We start from the raw sequence: 24,705 nt of genomic DNA, 5'->3' as shown, positions 1-24,705 counted from the left end.
GCGTCCTGACTGATATGGACGCCCCTGTGAAGTTCGAGAAACCTTCCGCGCAGCCCGCGCCGCAGTCGCCCGAGGGGTGTCTCGTCGTCGCGATCCGTGTTCCCGTGCGGATCGTCGTGCTCGTACTGGTCGTGCCGGTGCGGGTGGTGTGGGACGCGCTGGTGGTCGGCGGGCGGTTCCTGTGGCGGACCGTGCTGCGACCGGTGGGGCGGGCGCTGTTCGTGTGGCCGTCGGTCGCGCTGTGGCGGTACGTCGTCGTGCCCGCCGCCAAGGCGGTCGGCTGGCTCGTGAACGTGCTCGTCCTCGTGCCCCTGGTCTGGCTGTACCGGCATGTGCTGACCCCGCTCGGACATGCCCTCGCCTGGACGGCGCGCGCGATCGGGAACGGGCTGGCGTGGGTGTACGCGCGCGTGCTCACTCCCGTGGGGCACGCGTGCGTGTGGGTCGTCGACGGACTGGCAGCCGGCTTGGCCTGGCTCGGGCGGTATCTGCTCGTCGTACCCGCCGGGTGGCTGTACGCCTGGGTGCTCGCCCCGGTCGGGCGCGCGATCGCCTGGTGCGGGCGGGGGCTGCTGTGGCTGGCGAAGGCCGTCGGTACCGGTGTCGGTGTCGTCCTGTACTGGACGGCCCGGATCCTGCTCGTACTGCCCGCGATCGCCCTCTGGCGCTGGGTCCTGGCACCGGTCGGGCGGGTCCTCGCCGTCGTGGGACGGGAAGTGTGGGACGCCCTCGGGCACGCCTGGCGGATCGCCGGGCACATCTCGCTCGCCGTGGGACGGGCGCTCGCGACCCTCTTCCGGTGGATCTTCGTGGCGCCGGTGAGCTGGGTGTACCGGACCGTCCTCACCCCGGTCGGACACGTCGTACGGGACCTGGTGCTGCGGCCCGCCGCCGAGGCCGCGCGCGCCGTGGGCCGGGTCACCCGGCAGGCGCTGACCGCCGCGCGCGAGTCCGCCCGGCAGGCGCGCGCCGACTTCCGGCGGATGGTCTTCGGCGAGCCCCGGCAGCCGCAGCCGGTGGAGCGACGGGAACCGATGGGCGACGAGACACGTACTCTTGGTAGAGGTACGACCGTTCTCACGAAGGACTAGGACACTGGGCAAGCGACAGCCCGAAGGCCCGCCGCCCGCACCCGCGGTGCAGCGCATCCGACTGCGCTACACCAAGCGCGGCCGCCTCCGGTTCACCAGCCACCGTGACTTCCAGCGCGCCTTCGAGCGTGCGCTGCGCCGCGCCGAGGTGCCGATGGCGTACTCGGCCGGGTTCACACCGCACCCGAAGGTGTCGTACGCCAATGCCGCACCCACCGGCACGGGCAGTGAGGCGGAATACCTGGAGATCGCGCTCACCGCCGAGCGCGACCCCGACAAGCTGCGCGAGCTGCTCGACGAGTCGATGCCCGTCGGCCTCGACATCGTCGACGCGGTCGAGGCCCGGACCTCCGGGCTCGCCGACCGGCTCACGGCTTCCGTGTGGGAGCTGCGGCTCGACGGGGTGGCTCCCGAGGACGCCGAGCGCGCGGTGGCGGCGTTCAACGCGGCCGAGAGCGTCGAGGTCCAGCGCATGGCCAAGAACGGCCTGCGCACCTTCGACGCCCGTTCTGCCGTAGCGAGCCTTGAAGCCTCTTCTGAGACGATCGGTCCACAGGCTGATAGGCCTACCGACCAGGCCTGTGCGATACTGCGGCTGGTTGTTCGGCACGTGACGCCTGCCGTTCGACCCGACGACGTCCTGTCCGGTCTTCGCGCCGTGGCCGACCTGGCGCCGCCGGTCGCCGTAGCGGTGACCAGGCTGGCGCAGGGGCTGTTCGATGAAGAGACCGGCACGGTGACCGACCCGCTCGCGCCCGACCGCGAGGCAGCAGTGACCGGGAATCCCACGGTCGCCGAAGCTGCCGCCGCGAAGGCGCCGGCGTAGGGAAGGTTCCGCGTAGGGACGGACGTCGTAGCGCCGCCCTCGGACTCGGGAGCCACCTGGGTCGGGCAGCGCACCGACCACAAGACTTTCGCCAGGCCGTCCGCAACTGGGCGTACGGAACCGGCGAGACAGGACACAGAGAGCTCCCGTGCGGCGCCCGCGCCCCGGACGGCGGCACCGCGCAACGCGCGAGCCGCGGACGTCACCGGCATCCGAGCCGGACCAGGCGCGGCGCCCGGGAGCCTGACGGGAGAAACGCCCGCATGCTCGAACCGACCGAACCCATCGAGGGTTCCGAACCGAACACCCCCAGCGACACGCTGCCGCCGCGCCGCAGGCGCCGCGCCGCGTCTCGCCCGGCGGGACCGCCGACCGCCCCCGAGGGCGCGGTCGAAAGCGGCACTCCGGCCATACCGGCCGAGGTGAGCGACGAGAAGAACGAAAGCGACGAGAGCGTCGTCGAGGTCACCGCGGTGACCCCAGAGGCGCCCGTCGTCGCAGAAGCCGTGGAAGAGGCCGCGCCCGCCGGGCGTACGCGCCGTCGTGCGACCCGGAGGGTGTCCGCGCCCGCCGGTGCGCCCGAGGCGAGTGCGGTGCCCGAGGCGGCGGAGATCGTGGTGCCGGCTGTTGCCGCTGTCGCGCCCGAAGAGACCACCGTGGCGGAAGAGGCCGCGCCCGTCGTGTCCGAGGAGGACGCGGCCCCGCGCCGTACCCGCCGTCGGGCCACGCGCAAGGTGACCGCGCCCGAGGCCGTCGTCCCCGAGACCGTGGTGGAGCAGGCGGAGGAGCCTGCCGCGCCCGCCGTCGTCGAGGAAGCCGCAGCTGCCGAAGCTCCGGTGGAAGAGGCGGCGCCCGCCGGGCGTACGCGCCGTCGTGCGACCCGGCGCGCCTCCGCGCCCGCCGGTGCGCCGCAGGCGGCCGGGGCCGTCGAGAACACCGAAGTGGCCGAAGCCGCCGAAGAGACTGAAGCGAGCGCAGCGCCTGCTGCCGCCGCCGCAACCGAAGTGACCGAAGGTGCCGCGCCGGCCGCGTCCGAAGAGGATGCCGCGCCGCGCAGGAGCCGTCGTCGCGCCACGCGCCGTGTGTCCGCGCCTGCCGGGACGCCCGTGGGCGAGGAGGCCCCTGTGAACGACGAGACCGCCGCGGACGCCGCGGAGCAGAACACCACCGCCGACGCTCCCGCCGAGGACTCCGGGCCGCGTCGCCGGCGCCGGGTCGTGCGGACCGCGGCCGGCGGGTTCTCCGCGCCCGCGCCCAAGAACGGCAACGCCGCCGAGGAGGACGAGGGGCCGCGCCGGCCCGCGCGCCCCGCCGTGGCCGTGTTCCGCGCGCCCGTCTTCACCGAGCCGATGTTCCAGACGCCGGAGCGCGCCGCAGCCGCTGCCGCCGAGGCCGTGGAGGACGACGAGGAAGAGGTCGTCGTCGCCGAGCCCGTGGCCGTGGAAGTCGTCGAGGAAGAGACCGGCGGGCGTCGTCGGCGCCGTCGCCGGGGTGCCGCCTTCGAGGCCGAGCCCGTCGCCGCGGCCGTCGTCGAGACCGCCGTGGTCGAGGAGGAGCCGGAGGAGGCCGACGAGGCCGCCGAGGACTCCGCCGACGGTGACGAGACCGAGGAGACCGGTTCGCGCCGCCGTCGTCGGCGCGGTGGCCGTCGCCGTCGCCGCGGCGAGTCCGCCACCGGTGAGGACGAGTCCGAGGACGGCGAGGAGTACGCCGCCGAGCAGGCCGCCGAAGACGCCGAGGACACCGCCGAGCAGGTCGAGGAGGACGCCGAGGAGGCGGACGAGGACCAGGGCGGCTCCGGATCGAGCAGCAGCCGTCGCCGGCGCCGCCGTCGTCGTCGCGCCGGTGACTCGGGCGGCGAGAGCGAGTCGGCCTCGTCGTCGGACGACCCCGAGCGCACCGTCGTCAAGGTCCGCGAGCCGCGCGCCAAGAAGGACGACCACCCCAGCGACGAGGTGCAGTCCATCAAGGGCTCCACGCGTCTCGAGGCCAAGAAGCAGCGCCGCCGCGAAGGCCGCGAGCAGGGCCGCCGCCGCGTCCCGATCATCACCGAGGCGGAGTTCCTGGCCCGCCGCGAGGCCGTCGAGCGCGTGATGGTCGTCCGGCAGACCGGTGAGCGCACGCAGATCGGCGTCCTGGAGGACGGCGTGCTCGTCGAGCACTACGTCAACAAGGAGCAGTCGACCTCGTACGTCGGCAACGTCTACCTGGGCAAGGTCCAGAACGTGCTGCCCTCCATGGAGGCCGCGTTCATCGACATCGGCAAGGGGCGCAACGCCGTCCTGTACGCCGGTGAGGTCAACTTCGAGGCGCTCGGCATGGCCAACGGGCCGCGCCGCATCGAGTCCGCCCTGAAGTCGGGCCAGTCGGTCCTCGTGCAGGTCACCAAGGACCCGATCGGGCACAAGGGTGCGCGTCTGACCAGCCAGGTCTCCCTCCCGGGCCGCTACCTCGTGTACGTCCCCGAGGGCTCGATGACCGGCATCAGCCGCAAGCTGCCCGACACCGAGCGGGCCCGGCTGAAGACCATCCTCAAGAAGATCGTCCCCGAGGACGCGGGCGTCATCGTGCGCACCGCCGCCGAGGGCGCGAGCGAGGACGAGCTGAGCCGTGACGTCGAGCGGCTGCAGGCGCAGTGGGAGGACATCCAGAAGAAGGCGAAGGGCGGCGGCGGTTCGAACGCCCCGTCGCTGCTGTACGGCGAGCCGGACATGACCGTCCGCGTCGTGCGCGACATCTTCAACGAGGACTTCACCAAGGTCATCGTCAGCGGTGACGAGGCGTGGGACACCATCCACGGCTATGTCTCGCACGTCGCCCCCGACCTCGCCGACCGGCTGTCCAAGTGGACCTCCGAGGTCGACGTCTTCGCGACGTACCGCATCGACGAGCAGCTGATGAAGGCGCTGGACCGCAAGGTCTGGCTGCCGAGCGGCGGTTCGCTGGTCATCGACAAGACCGAAGCGATGATCGTGATCGACGTCAACACCGGCAAGTTCACCGGTCAGGGCGGCAACCTCGAAGAGACCGTGACCAGGAACAACCTGGAGGCGGCCGAGGAGATCGTGCGCCAGCTGCGGCTGCGCGACCTGGGCGGCATCGTCGTCATCGACTTCATCGACATGGTGCTGGAGTCCAACCGGGACCTGGTGCTGCGGCGCCTGCTGGAGTGCCTGGGCCGCGACCGTACGAAGCACCAGGTGGCCGAGGTCACCTCGCTCGGTCTCGTGCAGATGACCCGCAAGCGCGTCGGACAGGGCCTGTTGGAGTCCTTCTCCGAGACCTGCGTCCACTGCAACGGCCGCGGTGTCATCGTGCACATGGAGCAGCCGACCTCGGTCGGTGGCGGCGGCAAGCGCAAGCGGCGCGGACGTGGCGGCGACGGGCAGGACGCCCACGACACGCACGACGGCCACGAGACGCACGAGCACGATCACGACGCTGACGAGGTCGAGACCGAGGCGGAGGTGGCGGCCGAGGTCGCCATGCCGGTGCCGTTCGCCGAGACCGAGTTCAGGCCCGACGAGGACCTGTACAGCAGCGCGGCCGAGGCGGAGGCCGCGGCCACCCGTGGGCGTTCGCGGCGCCGGACGAGCCGGCGGGCGTCGGCTCCGGCCGGTGCGCCGAGGGCGGAGTCCCGCGAGTCGCGGCAGCCGCGTGAGGTCCACGAGACGCGTGAGGTGCGCGAGGAGGCCGAGCCGGTCGCCGTCGCGCAGGCCGAGCCCGTCGCCGTGGAGGACCCGGTCGTCGAGGCGCCCGCGGTCGAGGCTCCGGCGGCTGTCGACGACGCCGCGCCCAAGGGGCGTACGCGCCGTCGTGCGACCCGTAAGGCCACCGCGCCCGCCGGGTCTCCGGCGGGGTCCGAGGAGGCCGCCGTGGTGACGGTCACCGAGGCCGCCGCGCCGGTCGTCGTCGAGACGCCCGCGCCGGCCGTCCGGGCCGAGCAGCCGGAGGCGCCCGCCGAGAGCGCGGCTCCGGCCCGCCCGAGGCGTCGTGCCGTGCGCAAGGCGACCGCGCCCACCGCGTCGGAGGAGGCGGCCGTCGTGGTCGTGCCGTCGACCGTGGTGGAGGCAGCCGCGACCGAGGCCGAGGCCGGCGTCGAGGCTCCGGCCAAGAAGACGGCCGCGCGCAAGGCCGCCAAGAAGGCCCCGGCGAAGAAGGCGGTCGCCAAGAAGGCGGCGGCCACCAAGACCGCGGCCAAGAAGACGGCCGCGAAGAAGACGACGGCCAAGAAGGCCGCCAAGACCACGTCGAAGAAGACCGCGGCGGCGGAGCAGACGAGCCCGTCCTCCGTCACCGCCTCCACCGACGAGGGCTGAACCCAGGGCGGGTGCGGCCGGTCCGTGTGACCGGTCGCACTCCCCACGGGCCCGGTTTGACCCGTTCGGCCGCGGCCCCGTAACCTTGACTGTCGGCGTGTCCACTGGTGACACGCCACATCCCCGTAAACCTCTTCCTCCCGGGTGTGTTCCACCGGGAGAGGCCGTCTGCTCTGCAGGGCGGCTGGACTGCGGGGGTGCCGTTCCCGAGCGAGAGAGTGAGATCCGCGTGTACGCCATCGTGCGCAGCGGTGGTCGCCAGCACAAGGTTGCTGTCGGCGACATCGTTGAGGTTGACAAGATTTCCACTGCCAAGGTTGGCGACACGGTCGAGCTCTCGACCCTGCTCGTTGTCGACGGCGACGCTGTGACCAGCGACCCGTGGGTCCTGGCCGGCATCAAGGTCCAGGCCGAGGTCGTGGACCACCACAAGGGCGTCAAGATCGACATCCTTCGCTACAAGAACAAGACCGGTTACCGCCGTCGTCAGGGCCACCGCCAGCAGTACACGGCGATCAAGGTCACTGAGATCCCCGCGGCTGCGAAGTAAGGGACTGAGGAGAGATGGCACACAAGAAGGGCGCATCGTCCACCCGGAACGGTCGCGACTCCAATGCCCAGCGGCTCGGCGTGAAGCGCTTCGGCGGTCAGGTCGTCAACGCGGGTGAGATCCTGGTCCGCCAGCGCGGCACCCACTTCCACCCCGGTTCGGGCGTCGGCCGTGGCGGCGACGACACGCTGTTCGCGCTGAACGCCGGTGCGGTGGAGTTCGGTACCCACCGTGGCCGCAAGGTCGTGAACATCGTTCCGGTCGCCTGATCGGAAGCTTTCGCGAGGCGGACCTCACTTCCCCTGGTGGGAAGCGGGTCCGCCTTTCGCGTGTTAGTACAAAGACACCCCGTAAGTAACTGGAGGCACATCCCATGACCACCTTCGTGGACCGCGTCGAGCTGCATGTCGCCGCGGGTAACGGAGGCCACGGCTGTGCCTCCGTCCACCGTGAGAAGTTCAAGCCGCTCGGCGGCCCGGACGGCGGCAACGGCGGGAGGGGCGGTGACGTCATCCTCATCGTCGACCAGTCCGTGACCACGCTGCTGGACTACCACCACTCCCCGCACCGCAAGGCCACCAACGGCAAGCCCGGCGAGGGCGGCAACCGCTCCGGCAAGGACGGCCAGGACCTGGTCCTGCCGGTGCCGGACGGCACGGTCGTGCTCGACGGCGCGGGCAACGTGCTCGCCGACCTGGTCGGCCACGGCACCTCGTACATCGCCGCGCAGGGCGGCCGCGGCGGTCTCGGCAACGCGGCTCTCGCGAGCGCCCGCCGCAAGGCCCCCGGCTTCGCGCTGCTCGGCGTGCCCGGTGACCTCCAGGACATCGTCCTGGAGCTGAAGACGGTCGCCGACGTCGCTCTCGTGGGCTACCCGAGCGCCGGCAAGTCCTCGCTGATCTCCGTGCTGAGCGCGGCCAAGCCGAAGATCGCCGACTACCCCTTCACGACCCTGGTCCCGAACCTGGGCGTCGTCACGGCCGGCGAGACGGTCTACACGATCGCCGACGTCCCCGGCCTCATCCCCGGCGCCAGCCAGGGCAAGGGCCTGGGCCTCGAGTTCCTGCGCCATGTCGAGCGGTGCAGTGTCCTCGTGCACGTCCTGGACACCGCGACGCTGGAGTCCGAGCGCGACCCGATCTCCGATCTCGACATGATCGAGGAGGAGCTGAAGCAGTACGGCGGCCTCGGCAACCGGCCGCGCATGGTCGTCCTGAACAAGATCGACGTACCGGACGGCAAGGACCTCGCCGAGATGGTGCGCCCCGACCTGGAGGCACGCGGCTACCGCGTCTTCGAGGTGTCCGCGGTCGCGCACACGGGTCTGCGTGAACTGTCCTTCGCCATCGCGGAGTTCGTCGCCGCGTCGCGGGCCGCGAAGCCGAAGGAGGAGGCGACCCGGATCGTCATCCGCCCGAAGGCGGTCGACGACAGCGGTTTCACCGTCGTACTGGAGGAGGACGGTCTCTTCCGTGTGCGTGGCGAGAAGCCCGAACGCTGGGTGCGCCAGACCGACTTCAACAACGACGAGGCCGTCGGCTATCTCGCCGACCGGCTCAACCGCCTCGGTGTGGAGGCGGAGTTGATGAAGGCGGGCGCCCGCTCCGGTGACGGCGTCGCGATCGGTCCCGAGGACAACGCGGTCGTCTTCGACTGGGAGCCGACCGTCATGGCCGGTGCCGAGATGCTGGGCCGGCGTGGTGAGGACCACCGGCTCGACGAGCCGCGGCCCGCGACGCAGCGGCGCCGGGACAAGCAGGCCGAGCGGGACGAGGCGGCGCAGGAGTTCGAGGAGTTCAAGCCCTTCTGAGGTGGACGGGCGCGCTGATCGCCCGTCAAGGGTGAAGATCGTTTGTCCGGCGTAACCCGAACTGGCTGAGACCCGTTGCTCTTCGAGCAACGGGTCTCTTGCTGTGTGCTCATTTGTCATGGACGCGATACGTACTGTTCAACAGGCGGGACTCCGCGCACTGTGAGGCTTCCAAGTGACCCAAGAGGCCAACGTCGCAAGGGAGTTCACGATGACCGGAGCCGTATCACCCGATCGACGACGTTTTCTCGCGGCCGGCGCGGCGGTGCTCGGGGCCGCCGCCTCCGCCCAGTTGTGGCTGCCGACCTCCGCGCGGGCAGCCGAAACCCCGCTGCCCGACGGTGTGTTCAGCCTCGGCATCTCCTCCGGCGACCCGCTGCCCGACGGCATCGTGCTGTGGACGCGGCTCGCCCCGGACCCGCTGAACGGCGGCGGTATGCCGGACCAAGTGGTCCCCGTGGAGTGGGAGATCGCGGAGGACGACCGCTTCAGAAAGCACGTGCGCCGCGGAGTCGCGCCCGCGCGGCCCGAGTACGGGCACAGCGTTCACGTGGATGTACGGGGGCTGCGCCCGGGCCGTGACTACTGGTACCGCTTCCGCGCCAGCGGTCAGCTCTCCGCCACCGGCCGCACCCGCACCGCGCCGCACCCGGACAGCTCCCGCGGCCGGCTGCGCGTCGCGCTCGCCTCCTGCCAGAACTGGCAGAACGGCTACTTCACGCCGTACGCCGACATGCTGGCCCAGGACCCCGACTTCGTGCTCTTCGTCGGCGACTACATCTACGAGTCGGCGCCGTCGAGCGCGGGGCCGCGCCGGCACGAGGGGACGGGGGAGCCGTACAGCCTGGTGCAGTACCGCAACCGGTACGCGCAGTACCGCAGCGACCCCGACCTGCTGGCGATGCACGCCAACACCCCCTGGGTGGTGACCTTCGACGACCACGAGGTGGACAACGACTGGGCGGGGGAGGTTCCGCAGGACCCCGACAAGCAGTCGCACGACGCGTTCGTGGCGCGGCTGACGGCGGCCTTCCAGGCGTACTACGAGCACATGCCGGTGCGCGCGGGCGCCGTGCCGAACGGGCCGCACATCCAGATGTACCGGCGCCTCGAATTCGGCCGCCTGATGCGGCTCAACGTGCTGGACACCCGGCAGTTCCGCAGCGACCAGGCCACCACGCAGGCCGGTGCCGAGGACCCGTCGATGACGATGATGGGCGCCGAGCAGAAGGCGTGGCTGCTGAAGGGGCTGCGCCACTCGCCCGCCCGCTGGAACGTCGTCGCCTCGCAGATCATGATGGCCGAGACGGACATCCTGCTCGGCGCGGGCAAGCAGTGGTTCTACGACGCCTGGGACGGCTACCAGGTCGAACGCAACGCCCTGCTGGAGGACTTCAAGAGCGTCCGCAACCCCGTGGTGCTCAGCGGCGACCGGCACCTGACGATGATCAGCGACCTGAAGGAGGACTTCGCCGACCCGGACTCCGACGTCGTCGGCGCCGAGTTCGTGGGGACGTCCATCTCCAGCAACGGCGACCAGGACCAGGCCGCCTTCCACGCCCAGTGGGACCCGCTGATGGCCGACAACCCGCACTGGAAGGTGATCGACGCCCACCGCGGCTACCACCTGTTCGACATCCGGCGGGACGGCATCGACGCGCAGGTGCGGGTCGTGGACACCGTGCTGAAGCCGACGGCCACGCCGAGCACGTACGCCGCACTCCGGGTGGAGTCGGGCGATCCCGGCGTCCGGGTGGTCTGAGTTCTGTGAAGCCTGTGTAACCGGAGCCTGGGACTCATCTGTGTCCCAGGCTCCTCTCAGGTCAAACTCAGGAACAACTCTTACCTTCCATTAACCATGGAGACGGACTGTATTAAGGAAGCGCTGCCCTCCGGGACCCGGCTGCTGCACATCGGCCCGCACAAGACCGGGACCACCGCCATCCAGGGCGCGCTGTTCGCCGCGAAGGACACGATGCCCGCGCACGGCGTCGACTTCCCCGCGCACAGCAGACACCCGATGGAAGCGGCCCTCGCCGCCTGCGCCCGGCCCGCGATGATGGGCGACACCGTGCCCACCGACAAGCACTGGACGCGTCTCCTCGACGCCGTGCGCGCGACCGGCGACCGCACCTCGGTGATCAGCAGCGAGTTCTTCGCCGACGCCGAGGACGACGAGACGATCGCCCGGATCGTGGAGCAGCTCGGCGGCGAGCGCGTGCACATCCTGGTCACCCTGCGCCCGCTGGCGAAGATCATGCCCTCGCAGTGGCAGCAGTACGTGCAGAACGGCCTGCGCATGGGCTACGACAACTGGCTGGAGCACATGCTCCGCAAGGCGCCCTACGAGCAGCCCAACCCCAGCTTCTGGCGCCGGCACCGCCACGACCGGCTGGTGGAGCGCTGGACCCGGGCCGTGGGCCCCGAGCGGGTCACGGTCGTCGTGGTCGACGACGGCGACCGGGACGGGCTGCTGCGCACCTTCGAGGCACTGCTCGGACTGCCCGCGAATCTGCTGCGGCCGGTCCCGGACGCGGCGAACCGCTCTCTTACCCTCGCCGAGACCGAAATGCTGCGGAAACTCAATGTGGAATTCCGCGGCAATGGCCTCCCCGACGAGCTGTATTCCAAGCTCGTGCGCAACGGCGCCGTCATGCATATGAAGAATTCGTGCAGCCCGACCCCGCAGGACGTGAAGATCACCACGCCCCGGTGGGCCGTCGAGGCGGCGGGCACGATCGGCGCCGAGATGGCCGGCACCATCGCCGCCACGGGCGTACGGATCGTCGGCGACACCGCGCTCCTGTCGGCCGTACCGACGGCTTCGGAGCAGGTGCCCGCGGCGCCGCGGATCGCGCCCGAGGTGGCCGCGCAGGCGCTGTACGGGGCGCTCGCGGCGGTGGCCGCCGCACCGGTGCGGCACACCGCTCCGGCGAAGGCGCGGACGGTCCACCAGACGTCGTCGAAGGAACTCGTACGCGTTCTCGGTCACCGCTGTCTGAAGAAGCTGCGGCGCCGCTGAGGGGTGTCGTCGCGCGGTCACCAGCAGTGCAAGATGAATGACAGGTGTCGCTCACATATGCGGCGGAGGTCACTCGCCTTGCACTGCGGTTACCGTGAGTGGGACCATTTGCCAGTTCCCCCGTTGTCCCGAGGTAGGTCAAGGTCGCCTGTGTCGCACATAGCCAAGCCCCGCACCACCGCAGTGATCCTGGCCGGCGGTACCGGCCAGCGCGTGGGTCTCTCGATCCCCAAGCAGCTGCTGAAGATCGCCGGCAAGGCAGTCATCGAGCACACCCTGACCACTTTCGAGAACGCCGAGTCGATCGACGACATCATCGTTCTGATGGCGCCGGGCTATGTCCCCGACGTCGAGAAGATCGTCGCCAAGGCCGGTTTCAAGAAGGTCACCCGGATCATCGAGGGCGGCTCCACGCGCAACGAGACCACCGAGCGCGCGATCGAGGCGCTCAGTGAGGGCCTGGCCGAGGGCGAGGACGCCAACGTCCTCTTCCACGACGCCGTGCGCCCCCTGCTCTCGCAGCGCGTGATCGACGACTGCGTGATCGCCCTGGAGCGCTTCCAGGCCGTCGACGTGGCCATCCCCTCCGCGGACACCATCATCGTGACCCGCACGCACGGCGACGACGGCGAGTTCATCACCGAGATCCCCGACCGCTCCCGGCTGCGCCGCGGCCAGACGCCCCAGGCGTTCAAGCTGTCCACGATCCGCCGCGCCTACGAGGTCGCCGCCGGGGACCCGAACTTCCAGGCCACCGACGACTGTTCCGTCGTACTCAAGTACCTGCCGGACGTGCCGATCCACGTCGTCGCGGGCGACGAGTACAACATGAAGGTCACCCAGCCCGTCGACGTCTTCATCGCCGACAAGCTCTTCCAGCTCGCCTCCACGGCCGCCCCCGAGCAGGTCGACGAGGCCGCCTACCGCGAGCTGCTCACCGGCAAGACGCTGGTCGTCTTCGGCGGCTCCTACGGCATCGGCAAGGACATCGCCGAGCTCGCCGAGGGCTACGGCGCCACGGTGTACGCGCTGGGCCGCTCCACCACCGGCACGCACGTCGAGAACCCGGAGGAGGTCGACGACGCGCTGTCCAAGGCCTACGCCGAGACCGGGCGCATCGACCACGTCATCAACACCGCGGGCGTGCTGCGCATCGGCAAGCTGGCCGAGACGGACAACGCGACCATCGAGGAAGCGCTGAAGGTCAACTACCTGGCGCCCGTGCAGATCGCCCGTTCCGCGTACAAGTACCTCGCCGAGACCAAGGGCCAGCTGCTGCTGTACACCTCCAGCAGCTACACCCGGGGCCGCGCCGAGTACAGCCTGTACTCCTCGACCAAGGCCGCGATGGTCAACCTCACGCAGGCCCTGTCCGACGAGTGGGCCGGCGACGGCATCCGCGTGAACTGCATCAACCCGGAGCGCACCGCCACCCCGATGCGCACCAAGGCCTTCGGCCAGGAGCCCTCGGGCACGCTGCTCTCCTCCGAGGCCGTGGCCCGCACCTCCCTCGACGTGCTGCTGTCCGAGCTGACCGGCCACGTCATCGACGTCCGCCAGCAGGACCCGACGGCCGGCGCGGCCAAGGCCTCCGGCTTCGAGGCCGCCCTCGCCTCGGTGCTGGACGTCCAGGACGGCGTTTAATAAAGCCTGACTCTGAGATCCCGGTAAATTACTCAAAACCCCTAAGAGCAGGTTTATCAGTGATTTCCACCGCCATCCGCGTCGCCCGGGTGGGCAGCGCGGCCGAGCTCGCCGCGGCCGTCCTCATGATGCTGGGCTTCCCCGCGCTCATGCTGGCCGCGCTCATCCCGAGTGTCCCGGCCTTCGCGGCCGCGGCCGTCGTGACCTACGTCGCCGACCACTATCTGCACCGCCAGGCCAGCTACCTGGTCAACCGCCTCAGCAAGGTCCGAGCGGGCATCTCGATCCGCTTCCTGATCCGCCAGCTCCTGCTGATCCTGCTGCTGGCCCGCATGGACCTCTCGGACCACCTGATCTTCTACGGCGCGATCGCCTGCTTCATCGCGTTCTACGGCCTTCAGGCCCCGCACGGCGCGGTCGTCACGCTGATCCGCAACCGCCGCCGGATGCCGGTCGCCACCCGCAACGTCGACCTCGGCTCGCGCATCAACATCCCGGACGCCCCGCCGTTCGGCCTGCTGGAGCGCTCCGCCGAGAAGATGCTCCACCTCGACCTGTTCGCCGTCGTGGGCCTGCTGATCTCGGCCCAGCTGAACTCGGCCGTCGCCGCCTTCATCGGCATCGGCGTCACCCTGTTCCTCGGCACCCTCTACGTCCTCGCGCTCGTCCCGTACATACGGGGTACGAAGATCCCGCCGACCGCCGAGGTCATCCTCGAGGCCGTCGACGACTGGCTGCACGAGTACCAGCCGCAGACCGTGCTCTGCTTCTCCGGCTCCAAGGACTCGGCGTACCAGGTCAACATGTGGCTGGAGACCATGGAGCAGCTGGAGTCGCGGCCCCTGGTCCTGCTCCGCGAGCGCGTCATACTGCAGAACCTCGCCCCCACCAAGGTCCCCGTCATCTGCGTCCCCGGCGGCGTGCACCTGATGAACATGGACCTCTCCAGCGTGCGCGTCGCGCTCTACGCGGCCAACGTCGGCAAGAACATCCACCTGCTGCGCGTCCCCACCATGAAGCACGTCTTCATCGGCCACGGCGACAGCGACAAGCTGGCCAGCGTCAACCCGTTCAGCAAGGTCTACGACGAGGTGTGGACCGCCGGCCGCGCGGGCCGCGACCGCTACGCCATCGCCGACGTCGGTGTCCGCGACGACGACATCGTCGAGGTCGGCCGCCCGCAGCTCGCCCCCATCCGGACCTGGCAGGGCGTGCCCGAGGGCCGTATCCCGACCGTCCTGTACGCGCCGACCTGGGAGGGCTGGGACAACGACCCCGGCAACACGTCCCTGCTGCTGGCCGGCGAGAACATCGTGAAGAAGCTGCTCAAGGCCGACCCGCCGGTCCGGGTCCTGTACAAGCCGCACCCCTTCACCGGCACCGTCAGCTCCGCGGCCGGCTCCGCGCACCGCAAGGTCACCGCCCTGGTGGAGAAGGCCGCCGCCCAGCGCGCGACCGACCCGCGCTTCCAGGCCGACGCCGCCGCGCAGAGCAAGGCCAAGGCCGACATGGCGCGCATCGAGGCCCGGATCACCGAGCTGACCGGCGGCGCCGCCGACAAGGGCGACGAGGCCGAGCTCACCCGCGACGGCGTGGTCGACCTGGCCAAGTACGAGGAGATCGCCCGGCTGCGCGCCGAGTGGAACGACGCGTACTGGCAGTCCTTCGGCACCTTCGAGCACCGGGTCATCTCCGGCGCCGAACCGCGCCTGTACGACTGCTTCAACGTGTCCGACGCGATGGTCTCCGACATCTCCAGCGTGGTCTCCGACTTCATCGCGAGCGGCAAGCCGTACGCGGTCACGGACTCCGCGCAGCTGGGCGTCGAGGAGTTCAAGCGGCAGAACACCGCGGTGCGCGCGGCCGTGATCCTCTCCAACAAGGCCGCCGAACTGGGCGAGCTGCTGGCGGCGGTCCGCGCCCCGGACGCCGACCCGCTGGCCGAGGACCGCAAGGAACTCAAGGAGTACCTGCTCGGCCCGGACGAGCCCACGTCCATCGAGCAGTTCAACACCGCGGTACGGGACCTGGCGCTCAAGTCGGAGGCCCGCAACGTGGGTCAGGAGCGGTCGGCGGCGACGGGTGACGCGGCGAGCCCGACGGAGGCCCAGCTGTCGGCCGATCCCACGGCCGGCTGACCCGACCGAGTCAGAATTTGGTCAAGAAGAGCCCGGTTCTTGAGGAGTGATCCTCGAAAACCGGGCTCTTTTGCGTATCCCCTGCTGACGGAGGACAACCGTTCCACACGGTCGGCCGTCTTCCAGATGGCGATTCAATGGACAAAGGGGAGCGCGTGACCATGACGCAGCCTGATGTGACCGTGGTCATCGGGGCGTACGAGGCGATGCCGTACCTCGTCGAGTGCCTGCGCTCGGTCGAGGCGCAGACCCTGGACCCGGCCCGGATCGAGGTCGTCGCCGTCGACGACGGCTCGACGGACGGCACGGGGGAGTACCTGGAGCAGTTCGCCGCCCGCGCCGCGACCCACGTCACGGTGATCCGCCAGGAGAACTCCGGCGGCCCCAGCTCCCCGCGCAACGTCGGCCTCGGCAAGGCGACCGGGCGCTACGTCTTCTTCCTCGACGCCGACGACCGGCTCGCCCCCGAGGCCCTGGAGCGCATGGTCGCGATGGCCGACCGCAACGGCACCGACGTGGTGCTCGGCAAGGTCGAGGGCATCAACCGCGTCCCGCCCAAGGCCGCCTGGGTCGAGACGCTGGAGCGCACCGACGTCTTCCACTCCAACATCAAGTTCACGCTGAGCGCCCAGAAGCTGTTCCGGCGGGCGCTGCTGGATCGGCACAGCATGCGGTTCGACGAGTCGCTGTTCACCGGCGAGGACGCGCTGTTCACGATGGAGGCCTATCTGCGGGCCGACGGCGTCTCCGTGATCGCCGACCACGTCTGCTACTACCTGGTGGGCCGCGACGACGGCAAACACGTGACGAAGAGCGGGAGTTACACTCTGCGCTTCGACTCCGCGCGCGCGTTGATGAACCTCATCGCGGAGATGGTCCCGCCGGGCGTGGAGCGCGACAAGTTGATGCTCCGCCCGTTCCTGGTGACCCTGCTCCCGCAGTTCGGGCCGAAGTACCTGGCGGACAGCGAGCAGGTACGGCGCCACAAGTTCGAGCTGGCCAAGCCGCTGATGGCCGCCCACTGGACGGACGAGGTCGCCGTCCGCCTCAAGGTCGACGAGCGGCTGCGGCTGCATTTGGTGGCGCAGGAACGCCCCGAACTCCTGCTGGACGTGGTCGAGTTCGTCAAGTCGAAGAAACGCCCGGAGGCGGTTCTGGAGAAGGGGGGTCGCCGGGTGTACCTGGCGTATCCGCACTTCCGCTCCGCCGAGGTGGGCCTGCCCGACTCCCTCTATCTCGCCGAGCCGCGGGAGGCCCGCAAGGTCGAGGGGTACCGGGAGGGGGCGGCGGGTGCGTTCCTGCGGCGGGTGGCGCGGAAGGCGCGCCGGGTGCTGCTGTCCCGCGCGGTCACCTCACGGCGTCGGGCAGCGGTGTGACGGATCCTTGCGGACGGTGCGCCCGGTCGCTCAGGACCTCCTGATGGGTATCGCGCAGGATGCTTCCCGGCTCGACGCCCAGTTCCTGCACCAGGTGACGCCGGGTGTCGCGGAACACGGTCAACGCGTCACCGCGTCTGCCCGATCTGTGCAGTGCCGTCATGAGCAGGCTCGCCGCGCGCTCACGAAGGGGATGCTCGACGACAAGTGACGTCAGTTCTCTGATCGTGTCGCGCGCCCGGCCGGCTTCGAGGACGGCCGCGGCGTGCTCCTCGAGGGCGGAGAGCCGCTCCTCCTCCAGATAGGCGCCGGCCGTGGACGGCAGCCACTGGCCCGCCACGCCCGAGAGCGGCGGTCCGTGCCACAACTCGAGTGCCTCGCCCAGGAGTTCGCTCGCCCGCACCGCGTCGGCGTTCCTGGCCAGGTCGACCAGGCGCCGGAAACGGTGGAGGTCGATCCGCTCCTTGTCCGTTCTCAGCACATATCCCTGCGGGCTCGTGGCTATCTCGGAGTCGGGAAAAGGAGCCAGGATGCGTCTGAGCTTCGACACATATCCCTGAACGGCATTACGGGCGGAATCGGTCGGATTCTCCCCCCATAACGCACGCACCATGTTCTCCATGGGGACGACCTGGTTGGCATTGAGGAGCAGTGCCGACAGAACGCTGCACTGTTGTGGGGTCGTATGTCCCAACGGCCGGTTCTCGCACCAAATCCCCACAGGTCCAAGAAGTCGGAATTCGACCCGATTCACTCGTTCCCCCCTGCTGCCCGGCGCGCCCACCCCGACGACGCCGTAACTTTACTTCGACTATACCGTCCGTCCGATCTCTGTTCTATTGATATCCATCTGTGGGGCAGGCTGCCGGGACCGCGGCGGCCGGGCCCCGTTTCAGCGCGCGTTCAACCGGTTTTCAGCGGCCGAGCCGAGCATGTGCACGCATTCAGGCGCTGCGGGATCCGGCCGGCGGGACCTCCGGAACGGCCGCGGCCCGGTGGCCCGACCGGACGAACGGAACGCAACCGCTATGAGAATCCGCCTCGTTGTGACGGCCGTGGCCGCGTCCCTCGCACTCGCTGCCCCAACAGCCGCCGCATCACCGGCTGTTGCCGCCGTCGAGGCGGGCGACGCGGAAGTCCTCGCCCTTCCTCAGACCCCTGCGGACGGTGGCACCGAGTCGCCCGCCGTCGTCAACGGCGAGGCCGCCACGTCGGCCGACGGCATGGGCGCGCTGCTCCTCGACGGTGCATTCCGCTGCTCCGCCTCGCTCGTCGCCGCCGAGTGGGTGCTGACCGCGAAGCACTGCGTCGTCGACATCGAGGGCGACGGAGCGAAGCTGGCGGCGGACCGGCTGTCGGTCCGGGTCAAGAGCCTCAACCGCACGAGTGGCGGCGGTGTGGTGAACGTCGAATACACCAAGGTGCGCACCAGCCACGACATCGCGCTCCTGCATCTGACCCGCTCGGCCAACGCCGAGTACGTGCGTCTGCCGACTCTGAACCCGGCCGAGGGCACCACCAACTACATCTTCGGCTGGGGCTCGACCAACGGCTACAGCGGCGCGTCCACCTACCTCAAGCGCGCGACCGTCGAGGTCACCGACGCCAACTCCGTCGACTACTACGGCGGTCGGGCCATCCGCAGCTCAAAGATCAACGGCTACGCCTGCTACGGCGACTCGGGCGGCCCGCAGTTCAAGCTCGTCGACGGCCTGCGCTACCAGGTCGGCGTGCTGTCCACGGTCACCAGCAGCGGCGGCGTCTGCCAGGGCTATCAGACCTACGCGAGCGTGCCCGCCAGTCTCGACTGGATCAACGAGGTGGCCGGCCTCTGAGGCCTGCTCACCGCCGCGCGTCGCCTTCCCTTTCCCCGTCAACCGAAGGATGAGCTTTGAGAATTCGCACTTTCGTGACCGCCGCCGCGATCGTCGGGGCGAGCCTCTTCGGAGCGGGTGCGCCCGCCGCGACGGCGGACGACACCGACCTCGTCAAGTCCCTGCCGATCGGCGCGAGCGGCGACGGGGTGACCGAGGACCCGGCGATCGTGAACGGCGAGGCGGCGGCCTCGGCCGACGGCATCGCCGCGATCCTGTACGACAACTCCGACGCGGGCTCGGGGCGGGGCAATCTGCTCTGCAGCGGCTCCATCATCGCCGAGCGGTGGATCCTCACCGCGAAGCACTGCTTCTCGGAGACCGGGATCGGGCAGGACGCCTCCAAGATCCAAGTGCGGGTCAAGAGCACGAAGTTCAACGAGGGCGGGGGTGTGATCGAGGTGGACGACATCAAGCTGCGCGCCAACCACGACATCGCCCTGCTCCATCTCACCCGTGACGCGAACTCCGAGCACGTCCGGCTGGCGAGCGCCAGCCCCGTGGTCGGCACCACGAACTACCTCTTCGGCTGGGGTTCGCAGAGCAAGATCGGTGGTGCCGCGTCCGTGCACCTCAAGCGGGCGACGATCAAGGTCACCGACATCGACGAAACGGACTGGATCGGCGGCCGGGGCATCAAGAGCTCGAAGGGCAACGGCATGGCCTGTTCCGGAGATTCGGGCGGCCCGCAGTTCAAGCTCGTCGACGGCCTGCGCTACCAGGTCGGAGTGACCTCCTGGGTCTACTACAACAGCTCGAGCGGAGTCTGCAACGGCCCCATGGTGGCCGCCACCGTCCCCACCAGCCTCGACTGGATCAACGGCGTCGCGGGTCTCTAGCGTCCTGTCCTGAATCGGTGGAGAAAGGGAAAGTCGAGCATTTGAGGCGTTCATTCAGAATCGTTCTGCTGCTCATCCTGTCGATGATGGCGGCGGTGATCTCGGCACCTCCCGCCTCGGCCCTGGACGGGACCTGCTCGGAATCCGGCAACTACGAGGTCTGCTTCACCTATGGCGCCGGGATCGAGGACCGCCTCATAGCGGCCAAGATCAAGGCCAAGATCGACGCGACCACCGCCGCGGCGAAGGCGGGCGAGACCGGCGACTACATTCGCGTAGCGCTCTACAACTGGGAGGACGACGGCGGCGGCACCGCGCTCGCGAATTCACTGGCGGCGGCCGCCGAGGCCGGTGTGAGCGTGCGTATCGTGCTCGGCCCGTCGAGTCAGAACATCGCGAACATCTTCACCGCCGCGGGAATCGACTGGACGGCCTGTGGAAACTCCTGCATGGACACCGCCCACGGCGCCATGCACAACAAGTTCTTCGTGATCAAAAAGGGCGACACGAAGCTGGTGCTGCAGAGCTCCAGCAACCTGGGCGCGTGGCAGGCCCAGCACGCGCAGAACCTGCTGATCAGCCGCGACGACGCCCTGCTGTTCTCCGCCTACGTGAACTACTGGCGCCGCCTGTACGCGGGCAGTTGGACCTACGGCGGCGTCACCTGGAGCACCGACGCCGACCGGACCGTCGACGGCAGCAACGACCTGTCGAAGGCCTACTTCTTCCCGCAGCCCGACAGCAACCGGGTGGCCGACGTTCTGGGCAATGTCAGCGCGTGCGAGGACGGCAACGACCGGATCTGGATGGAGTCCAGCCTGGTCGAGGACGAGACCTACGCGCGGGAGATCATCACCCAGCTGAACCGGCTCCAGAACCTCGGCTGCGATGTCAAGATCATCGTCCAGGAGCAGTCCGGCAAGGACATCATCCAGAAGTACGGGGTCGACGACATTCAGATCGGCTGCGACGGCTGGAGCCACAACAAGCTGCTCCTGATCGACGCGAAATACGCAAGCGAGTGGCGCAAGGCCGTGTTCGTCGGCTCCTACAACCTCACCGACAATTCGGCGCACCGGGCCAACGACGTGATGCTGCGGGTCATCGACGGATGGGTCACCAACCGCTATATCGACCAGTTCCAGACCCTGTGGACGAACCCGCACGCCTGCGACCAGGGCACCTGAGACACCCTGAACGTGGCGGACTCCCACGGCCGTCCGTGACCACCGAAGGTCCCTCGCCGGACCGACGGGACGGTCACGGACGGCTGTCCGATGACTGGACCGATCCACGGCCCCCGCCCTGTTCGCGTAGATTGCCGCGCGGGCAGCCGTACCTACGCGAGGGGAAGTCAGCACGTGGCAGGGGCAAGGCAGGCCGTGACCGAGGCCCGCAGGATTGTCGTCAAGGTGGGTTCCTCCTCACTGACCACCGCGGCCGGCGGCCTGGACGCCGACCGTGTCGACGCACTCGTCGACGTCCTCGCCAAGAGCCGCAGCGGAGGCGAGAGAGAGGTCGTCCTCGTCTCCTCCGGCGCCATCGCCGCGGGCCTCGCCCCGCTGGGCCTGCGCCGCCGCCCCAAGGACCTGGCCCGCCAGCAGGCCGCCGCCAGCGTCGGCCAGGGACTGCTCGTGGCCCGCTACACCGCGAGCTTCGCCCGCTACGGCATCCGAGTCGGCCAGGTCCTGCTGACCTCCGACGACATGAGCCGCCGCTCCCACCACCGCAACGCCTCCCGCACCCTCGACAAACTCCTCGCCATGGGCGCCCTGCCGATCGTCAACGAGAACGACACCGTCGCCACCGACGAGATCCGCTTCGGCGACAACGACCGGCTCGCCGCCCTCGTCGCCCACCTCGTCCACGCCGACCTGCTGGTCCTCCTCTCCGACATCGACGGCGTCTACGACGGCGACCCCAGCAAGCCGGGCACCTCGCGGATAGCGGAAGTGCGCGGCCCGCAGGACCTCGCGCACGTCGAGATCGGCAGCGCGGGCAAGGCCGGCGTCGGCACCGGCGGCATGGTCACCAAGGTCGAGGCGGCCCGTATCGCCGCGGCCGCCGGCATCCCCGTCGTGCTCACCAGCGCCGTCCACGCGACCGACGCGCTGAGCGGGGGCGACACAGGGACGTACTTCCACGCCACCGGCAAGCGCTCCGCGGACCGGCTGCTCTGGCTGCAGCACGCGTCCACACCCCAGGGCTCGCTGACGCTCGACGACGGTGCCGTGCGCGCGGTCGTACAGCGCCGGATGTCACTGCTGCCGGCCGGAATCGCCGCCGTCGAGGGCGAGTTCAGCGCGGGCGACCCCGTCGAACTCCGGGACGGCGCCGGACACGCGGTCGCGCGGGGGCTCGTCAACTTCGACGCCAAGGAGATCCCCCAGCTGATCGGCCGCTCCACCAGGGAACTGGCGCGGGAGCTGGGGCCGTCGTACGAGAGGGAAGTCGTACACAGGGACGACCTGGTGATCCTCCACCCGTAAAACAACCGAAACGTCCGCCTCCCTCGGTGGACGTTCCGCAAAAGTGCCACACGGACGCCCCGCGCCTGCTCAACTTTGCTCAGGGACTCATCCGCGCGAGCACAGCAGCTCGACCATTGCGTAAGGAGGCCGTCGTGAGACGAGTGCGCCCTGGGGCGGCGGCGTCCCGCGGTGTCGCCACCTCCCGCGCGCCCGGCGAGGAGCGCACGCTGACGAGCGTCGCGGCCGGCGCCCGGTACGAGGGCGAGGAACCCAAGGACCTCCCCCGGCTCTGGCATGTCACCCTCAGCGTCTCCGGCGACGAGGCCCCGCTGAAGGAGGTGCGGCGCGGCCTGGAACAGCTCGCCCACGACCACCCCTTTCTGCTGACCAGCCGCTACGCCAACGACCACGCGGAGATCCGCTACTGGGAAGAGGCCCGCGACCTGCACGACGCCGCCGCCGTCGCGCTGCGCCTGTGGGGCGAGCACCGCCAGACCGCCAAGCTGCCGCCGTGGGAGATCGTCGGCCTCGAGGTCATCGACCGAGAGACCTATCACCAGCGCATTTCCGAGGGTTACGGCCCGCTGCCCGCGACCCCCGTCGGCGTCCATCCGTTCTGAGACCCACAGGCCTCGGACCCCCGGCCTCCGGGATCCGTTTTGAGCCGTCTTCGGGCCCTTCCGCGCCTGTCTCGCGGTTTGGGATAGCCGGTGGACGCCTCCGCCCGGCGCACTACCCTTCCCTCATGACCACGCTCTCGCCGTACGACTCCATGTCCCCGGTCACCCGGGCCGCCTACCGCGCCAAGTCCGCCGCCGCCGACCTCGCGCCGCTGCCCCGGGCCGAGAAGGACGACGCGCTGCTCGCCATCGCGGACGCGCTGGAAGTCCGTACGAGCGAAATCGTCGAAGCCAACGCCAAGGACATCGCCAAGGCCCGCGCGGCCGGCACCAGCGAGACGGTCATCGACCGGCTGACCCTCACCCCCGAGCGCGTCCGGGCCATCGCCTCCGACGTACGGGACGTCGTCGCGCTGCCCGACCCGGTCGGCGAGGTCGTCCGCGGCTCGACCCTCCCCAACGGCATCGACCTGCGCCAGGTCCGCGTCCCCCTCGGCGTCGTCGGCATCATCTACGAGGCCCGCCCGAACGTGACGGTCGACGCCGCCGCCCTCTGCCTCAAGTCCGGCAACGCGGTCCTGCTGCGCGGCTCCGCCTCCGCCTACGAGTCCAACACCGCCCTCGTACGCGTCATCCGCGACGCCGTCGGCGGCGCCGGACTGCCCGCCGACGCAGTGCAACTGGTGCCCGGCGAGAGCCGCGAGAGCGTCCGCGAGCTGATGCGCGCCCGAGGCCTGGTCGACGTCCTCATCCCGCGCGGCGGCGCCTCCCTGATCCAGACCGTCGTCAGCGAGTCGACCGTCCCCGTGATCGAGACCGGCGTCGGCAACTGCCACGTCTACGTCGACGCCCACGCCGACCTCGACATGGCCATCGACATCCTGATCAACTCCAAGGCCCAGCGCCCCAGCGTCTGCAACGCCGCCGAGACCCTCCTCGTCCACCAGGACATCGCCCCCGAGTTCCTGCCCCGCGCCCTCGACGCCCTCGCCGAGGCCGGCGTCACCGTGCACGCCGACGAACGCGTCCTGGCCTACGCCAAGGAGTCCGCGGCCACCGTCGTCGAGGCCACCCCCGAGGACTGGGACACCGAGTACCTCTCCTACGACATCGCCGCCGCCGTCGTCGACTCGCTCGACAAGGCCGTCCAGCACATCCGGCTGTGGAGCTCCGGCCACACCGAGGCGATCGTCACCTCCTCCCAGCAGGCCGCCCGCCGCTTCACCCAGCTGGTCGACTCCACCACGGTCGCCGTGAACGCCTCCACGCGCTTCACCGACGGCGGCCAGTTCGGCTTCGGCGCGGAGATCGGCATCTCCACCCAGAAGCTGCACGCACGGGGCCCGATGGGCCTGCCGGAACTGACGAGCACCAAGTACATCGTCACCGGCGACGGGCACATCCGCCGCTGAACCGGAGGCTGTTGGCATATGCGCCGGGCATAGGGCCTCGTGGGTGGAGAGACATCTCACCCTGCGGATGAATTTCCCTACCGCCTGCCCAAATTGACCCCCCAGGTCTACTCTGGAGAGGTGCCGGAGGACGTGGGGGGCACGCCGTTCCCTGACGGCTGGGAGCCCGACGACGACCACGACCGCGGAATGTCGGACGAAGAATTCGACTCCGTGGTCTTCGACGAGGCCTTCGTACGGGCGGCCGTAGTACACGAGCCGACCGCAGTCGAGCGTCTCCTTGCCGCCGCGCAGGCGAGAGCAGAGGCCTCCGAGGCCGAGGCGCGCCGCGCCCAGCGCGGCAGAGGCCCCCGAGGCGACGACGACCTCTTCGAGGACACCTACGGACGCGATTTCGGCCATGATCCGGAGCTCGACGACCTGGACGACGCCGACCTCGTCGAGGGCCGCTACGGCGCCCCGGGCACATACGGCAAACAGGTCCGCTGGCACCGCCCCGTCGCCTGGCTGCTCGCCCTGGTGATGGGCATCGGCATGGTCGCCCTGGCCTTCTCGGCGGTCTACCGCGGCGCGTCCTCGGGCAGCAGGGACCGCGTCCCGCCCCCGGCCTCCACCGGCGTGGAACAGGGCACGGCGGCGGCACCCTCCGTTTCCGCGGACAACTCCCAGCCACCGCTGTCGGCCGTACCGCGCACGCCCTGACCGGGTTGTGA

19 protein-coding genes are annotated in these 24,705 nt (G+C 70.1%); 18 read left to right on the top strand and 1 reads right to left on the bottom strand.

The window, feature by feature from the left end:
• Positions 1–14: 14 nt before the first annotated feature.
• The 11 genes from SSP08S_RS00200 to SSP08S_RS00150 all read left to right on the top strand — a co-directional run bounded on the left by SSP08S_RS00200 (position 15) and on the right by SSP08S_RS00150 (position 16,776).
• The gene (locus SSP08S_RS00200) at positions 15–1,091 is read left to right on the top strand and encodes a hypothetical protein (protein WP_043259191.1); all 1,077 of its coding nucleotides are present in this window, start codon (positions 15–17) and stop codon (positions 1,089–1,091) included.
• Positions 1,092–1,137: 46 nt separating this feature from the next.
• Complete coding sequence (locus SSP08S_RS00195) at positions 1,138–1,917, top strand: TIGR03936 family radical SAM-associated protein (protein ID WP_019065549.1); 780 nt, start codon at positions 1,138–1,140, stop codon at positions 1,915–1,917.
• Between the two features lie 263 nt (positions 1,918–2,180).
• Positions 2,181–6,236 carry an Rne/Rng family ribonuclease gene (locus SSP08S_RS00190; RefSeq protein WP_019065548.1) on the top strand — a complete coding sequence of 1,352 codons (4,056 nt, stop codon included), beginning with the start codon at positions 2,181–2,183 and terminating at the stop codon, positions 6,234–6,236.
• A 229-nt stretch (positions 6,237–6,465) separates the two neighbouring features.
• On the top strand, positions 6,466–6,786 hold the full coding sequence (rplU, locus tag SSP08S_RS00185) for a 50S ribosomal protein L21 (RefSeq protein ID WP_007381993.1): 321 nt from the start codon (positions 6,466–6,468) through the stop codon (positions 6,784–6,786).
• 14 nt (positions 6,787–6,800) lie between these two features.
• Positions 6,801–7,055: a 50S ribosomal protein L27 gene (rpmA, locus tag SSP08S_RS00180; RefSeq protein ID WP_019063244.1), complete on the top strand. Its 255-nt coding sequence runs from the start codon at positions 6,801–6,803 to the stop codon at positions 7,053–7,055.
• Positions 7,056–7,159: 104 nt separating this feature from the next.
• Positions 7,160–8,596 carry a GTPase ObgE gene (gene obgE, locus SSP08S_RS00175; protein ID WP_019065547.1) on the top strand — a complete coding sequence of 479 codons (1,437 nt, stop codon included), beginning with the start codon at positions 7,160–7,162 and terminating at the stop codon, positions 8,594–8,596.
• Positions 8,597–8,807: 211 nt separating this feature from the next.
• Positions 8,808–10,358: an alkaline phosphatase D family protein gene (locus tag SSP08S_RS00170; RefSeq protein WP_019065546.1), complete on the top strand. Its 1,551-nt coding sequence runs from the start codon at positions 8,808–8,810 to the stop codon at positions 10,356–10,358.
• Positions 10,359–10,454: 96 nt separating this feature from the next.
• On the top strand, positions 10,455–11,618 hold the full coding sequence (locus tag SSP08S_RS00165) for a hypothetical protein (protein ID WP_019065545.1): 1,164 nt from the start codon (positions 10,455–10,457) through the stop codon (positions 11,616–11,618).
• Positions 11,619–11,768: 150 nt separating this feature from the next.
• Positions 11,769–13,262, top strand: a complete 1,494-nt coding sequence (locus SSP08S_RS00160; protein WP_019065544.1) for a bifunctional cytidylyltransferase/SDR family oxidoreductase — start codon at positions 11,769–11,771, stop codon at positions 13,260–13,262.
• 59 nt (positions 13,263–13,321) lie between these two features.
• Entirely contained in the window at positions 13,322–15,400 is a 2,079-nt protein-coding gene (locus tag SSP08S_RS00155; RefSeq protein WP_019065543.1) for a CDP-glycerol glycerophosphotransferase family protein, read from the top strand.
• 155 nt (positions 15,401–15,555) lie between these two features.
• Positions 15,556–16,776, top strand: coding sequence for a glycosyltransferase family 2 protein (locus SSP08S_RS00150; protein ID WP_026178052.1), 1,221 nt, complete (start codon positions 15,556–15,558; stop codon positions 16,774–16,776).
• Here SSP08S_RS00150 and SSP08S_RS58890 read toward each other — a convergent pair.
• Positions 16,748–17,497, bottom strand: coding sequence for an AfsR/SARP family transcriptional regulator (locus tag SSP08S_RS58890; RefSeq protein ID WP_245607808.1), 750 nt, complete (start codon positions 17,495–17,497; stop codon positions 16,748–16,750). The genes SSP08S_RS00150 and SSP08S_RS58890 overlap by 29 nt on opposite strands.
• Positions 17,498–17,804: 307 nt before the next feature.
• Here SSP08S_RS58890 and SSP08S_RS00140 point away from each other — a divergent pair, with 307 nt between their 5' ends.
• The 7 genes from SSP08S_RS00140 to SSP08S_RS00110 all read left to right on the top strand — a co-directional run bounded on the left by SSP08S_RS00140 (position 17,805) and on the right by SSP08S_RS00110 (position 24,694).
• A complete protein-coding gene (locus tag SSP08S_RS00140; protein ID WP_019065540.1) occupies positions 17,805–18,611 on the top strand; it encodes a S1 family peptidase in 807 nt (268 codons plus the stop codon).
• 56 nt (positions 18,612–18,667) lie between these two features.
• The gene (locus SSP08S_RS54610; protein WP_078532288.1) at positions 18,668–19,489 is read left to right on the top strand and encodes a S1 family peptidase; all 822 of its coding nucleotides are present in this window, start codon (positions 18,668–18,670) and stop codon (positions 19,487–19,489) included.
• A gap of 41 nt (positions 19,490–19,530) precedes the next feature.
• Positions 19,531–20,676, top strand: a complete 1,146-nt coding sequence (locus SSP08S_RS00130) for a phospholipase D-like domain-containing protein (RefSeq protein WP_019065538.1) — start codon at positions 19,531–19,533, stop codon at positions 20,674–20,676.
• A gap of 195 nt (positions 20,677–20,871) precedes the next feature.
• Positions 20,872–21,978 (top strand): glutamate 5-kinase, encoded by a 1,107-nt coding sequence (gene proB / locus SSP08S_RS00125; protein WP_019065537.1) that lies wholly within the window; start codon positions 20,872–20,874, stop codon positions 21,976–21,978.
• 143 nt (positions 21,979–22,121) lie between these two features.
• Positions 22,122–22,580 carry a DUF8830 family protein gene (locus SSP08S_RS00120; RefSeq protein WP_019065536.1) on the top strand — a complete coding sequence of 153 codons (459 nt, stop codon included), beginning with the start codon at positions 22,122–22,124 and terminating at the stop codon, positions 22,578–22,580.
• Positions 22,581–22,705: 125 nt separating this feature from the next.
• Positions 22,706–23,992, top strand: a complete 1,287-nt coding sequence (locus SSP08S_RS00115; RefSeq protein WP_019065535.1) for a glutamate-5-semialdehyde dehydrogenase — start codon at positions 22,706–22,708, stop codon at positions 23,990–23,992.
• Between the two features lie 120 nt (positions 23,993–24,112).
• The gene (locus SSP08S_RS00110; protein WP_019065534.1) at positions 24,113–24,694 is read left to right on the top strand and encodes an SCO2584 family spore wall biosynthesis protein; all 582 of its coding nucleotides are present in this window, start codon (positions 24,113–24,115) and stop codon (positions 24,692–24,694) included.
• The last annotated feature ends 11 nt before the right edge of the window (positions 24,695–24,705 follow it).

Source organism: Streptomyces hokutonensis, assembly GCF_000376565.1.
GTDB lineage: Bacteria > Actinomycetota > Actinomycetes > Streptomycetales > Streptomycetaceae > Streptomyces > Streptomyces hokutonensis.
The sequence above is the reverse complement of the archived record's forward strand: the minus strand, read 5'-3'. Positions and strand labels throughout refer to the sequence as shown.

Coding starts and splice junctions, on each gene's coding strand:
- SSP08S_RS00165 (WP_019065545.1), top strand. CDS start 10,455: ATGGAGACGGACTGTATTAAGGAAGCGCTGCCCTCCGGGACCCGGCTG.
- SSP08S_RS00140 (WP_019065540.1), top strand. CDS start 17,805: ATGAGAATCCGCCTCGTTGTGACGGCCGTGGCCGCGTCCCTCGCACTC.
- SSP08S_RS00200 (WP_043259191.1), top strand. CDS start 15: ATGGACGCCCCTGTGAAGTTCGAGAAACCTTCCGCGCAGCCCGCGCCG.
- SSP08S_RS00115 (WP_019065535.1), top strand. CDS start 22,706: ATGACCACGCTCTCGCCGTACGACTCCATGTCCCCGGTCACCCGGGCC.
- obgE (WP_019065547.1), top strand. CDS start 7,160: ATGACCACCTTCGTGGACCGCGTCGAGCTGCATGTCGCCGCGGGTAAC.
- SSP08S_RS00170 (WP_019065546.1), top strand. CDS start 8,808: ATGACCGGAGCCGTATCACCCGATCGACGACGTTTTCTCGCGGCCGGC.
- rpmA (WP_019063244.1), top strand. CDS start 6,801: ATGGCACACAAGAAGGGCGCATCGTCCACCCGGAACGGTCGCGACTCC.
- SSP08S_RS00190 (WP_019065548.1), top strand. CDS start 2,181: ATGCTCGAACCGACCGAACCCATCGAGGGTTCCGAACCGAACACCCCC.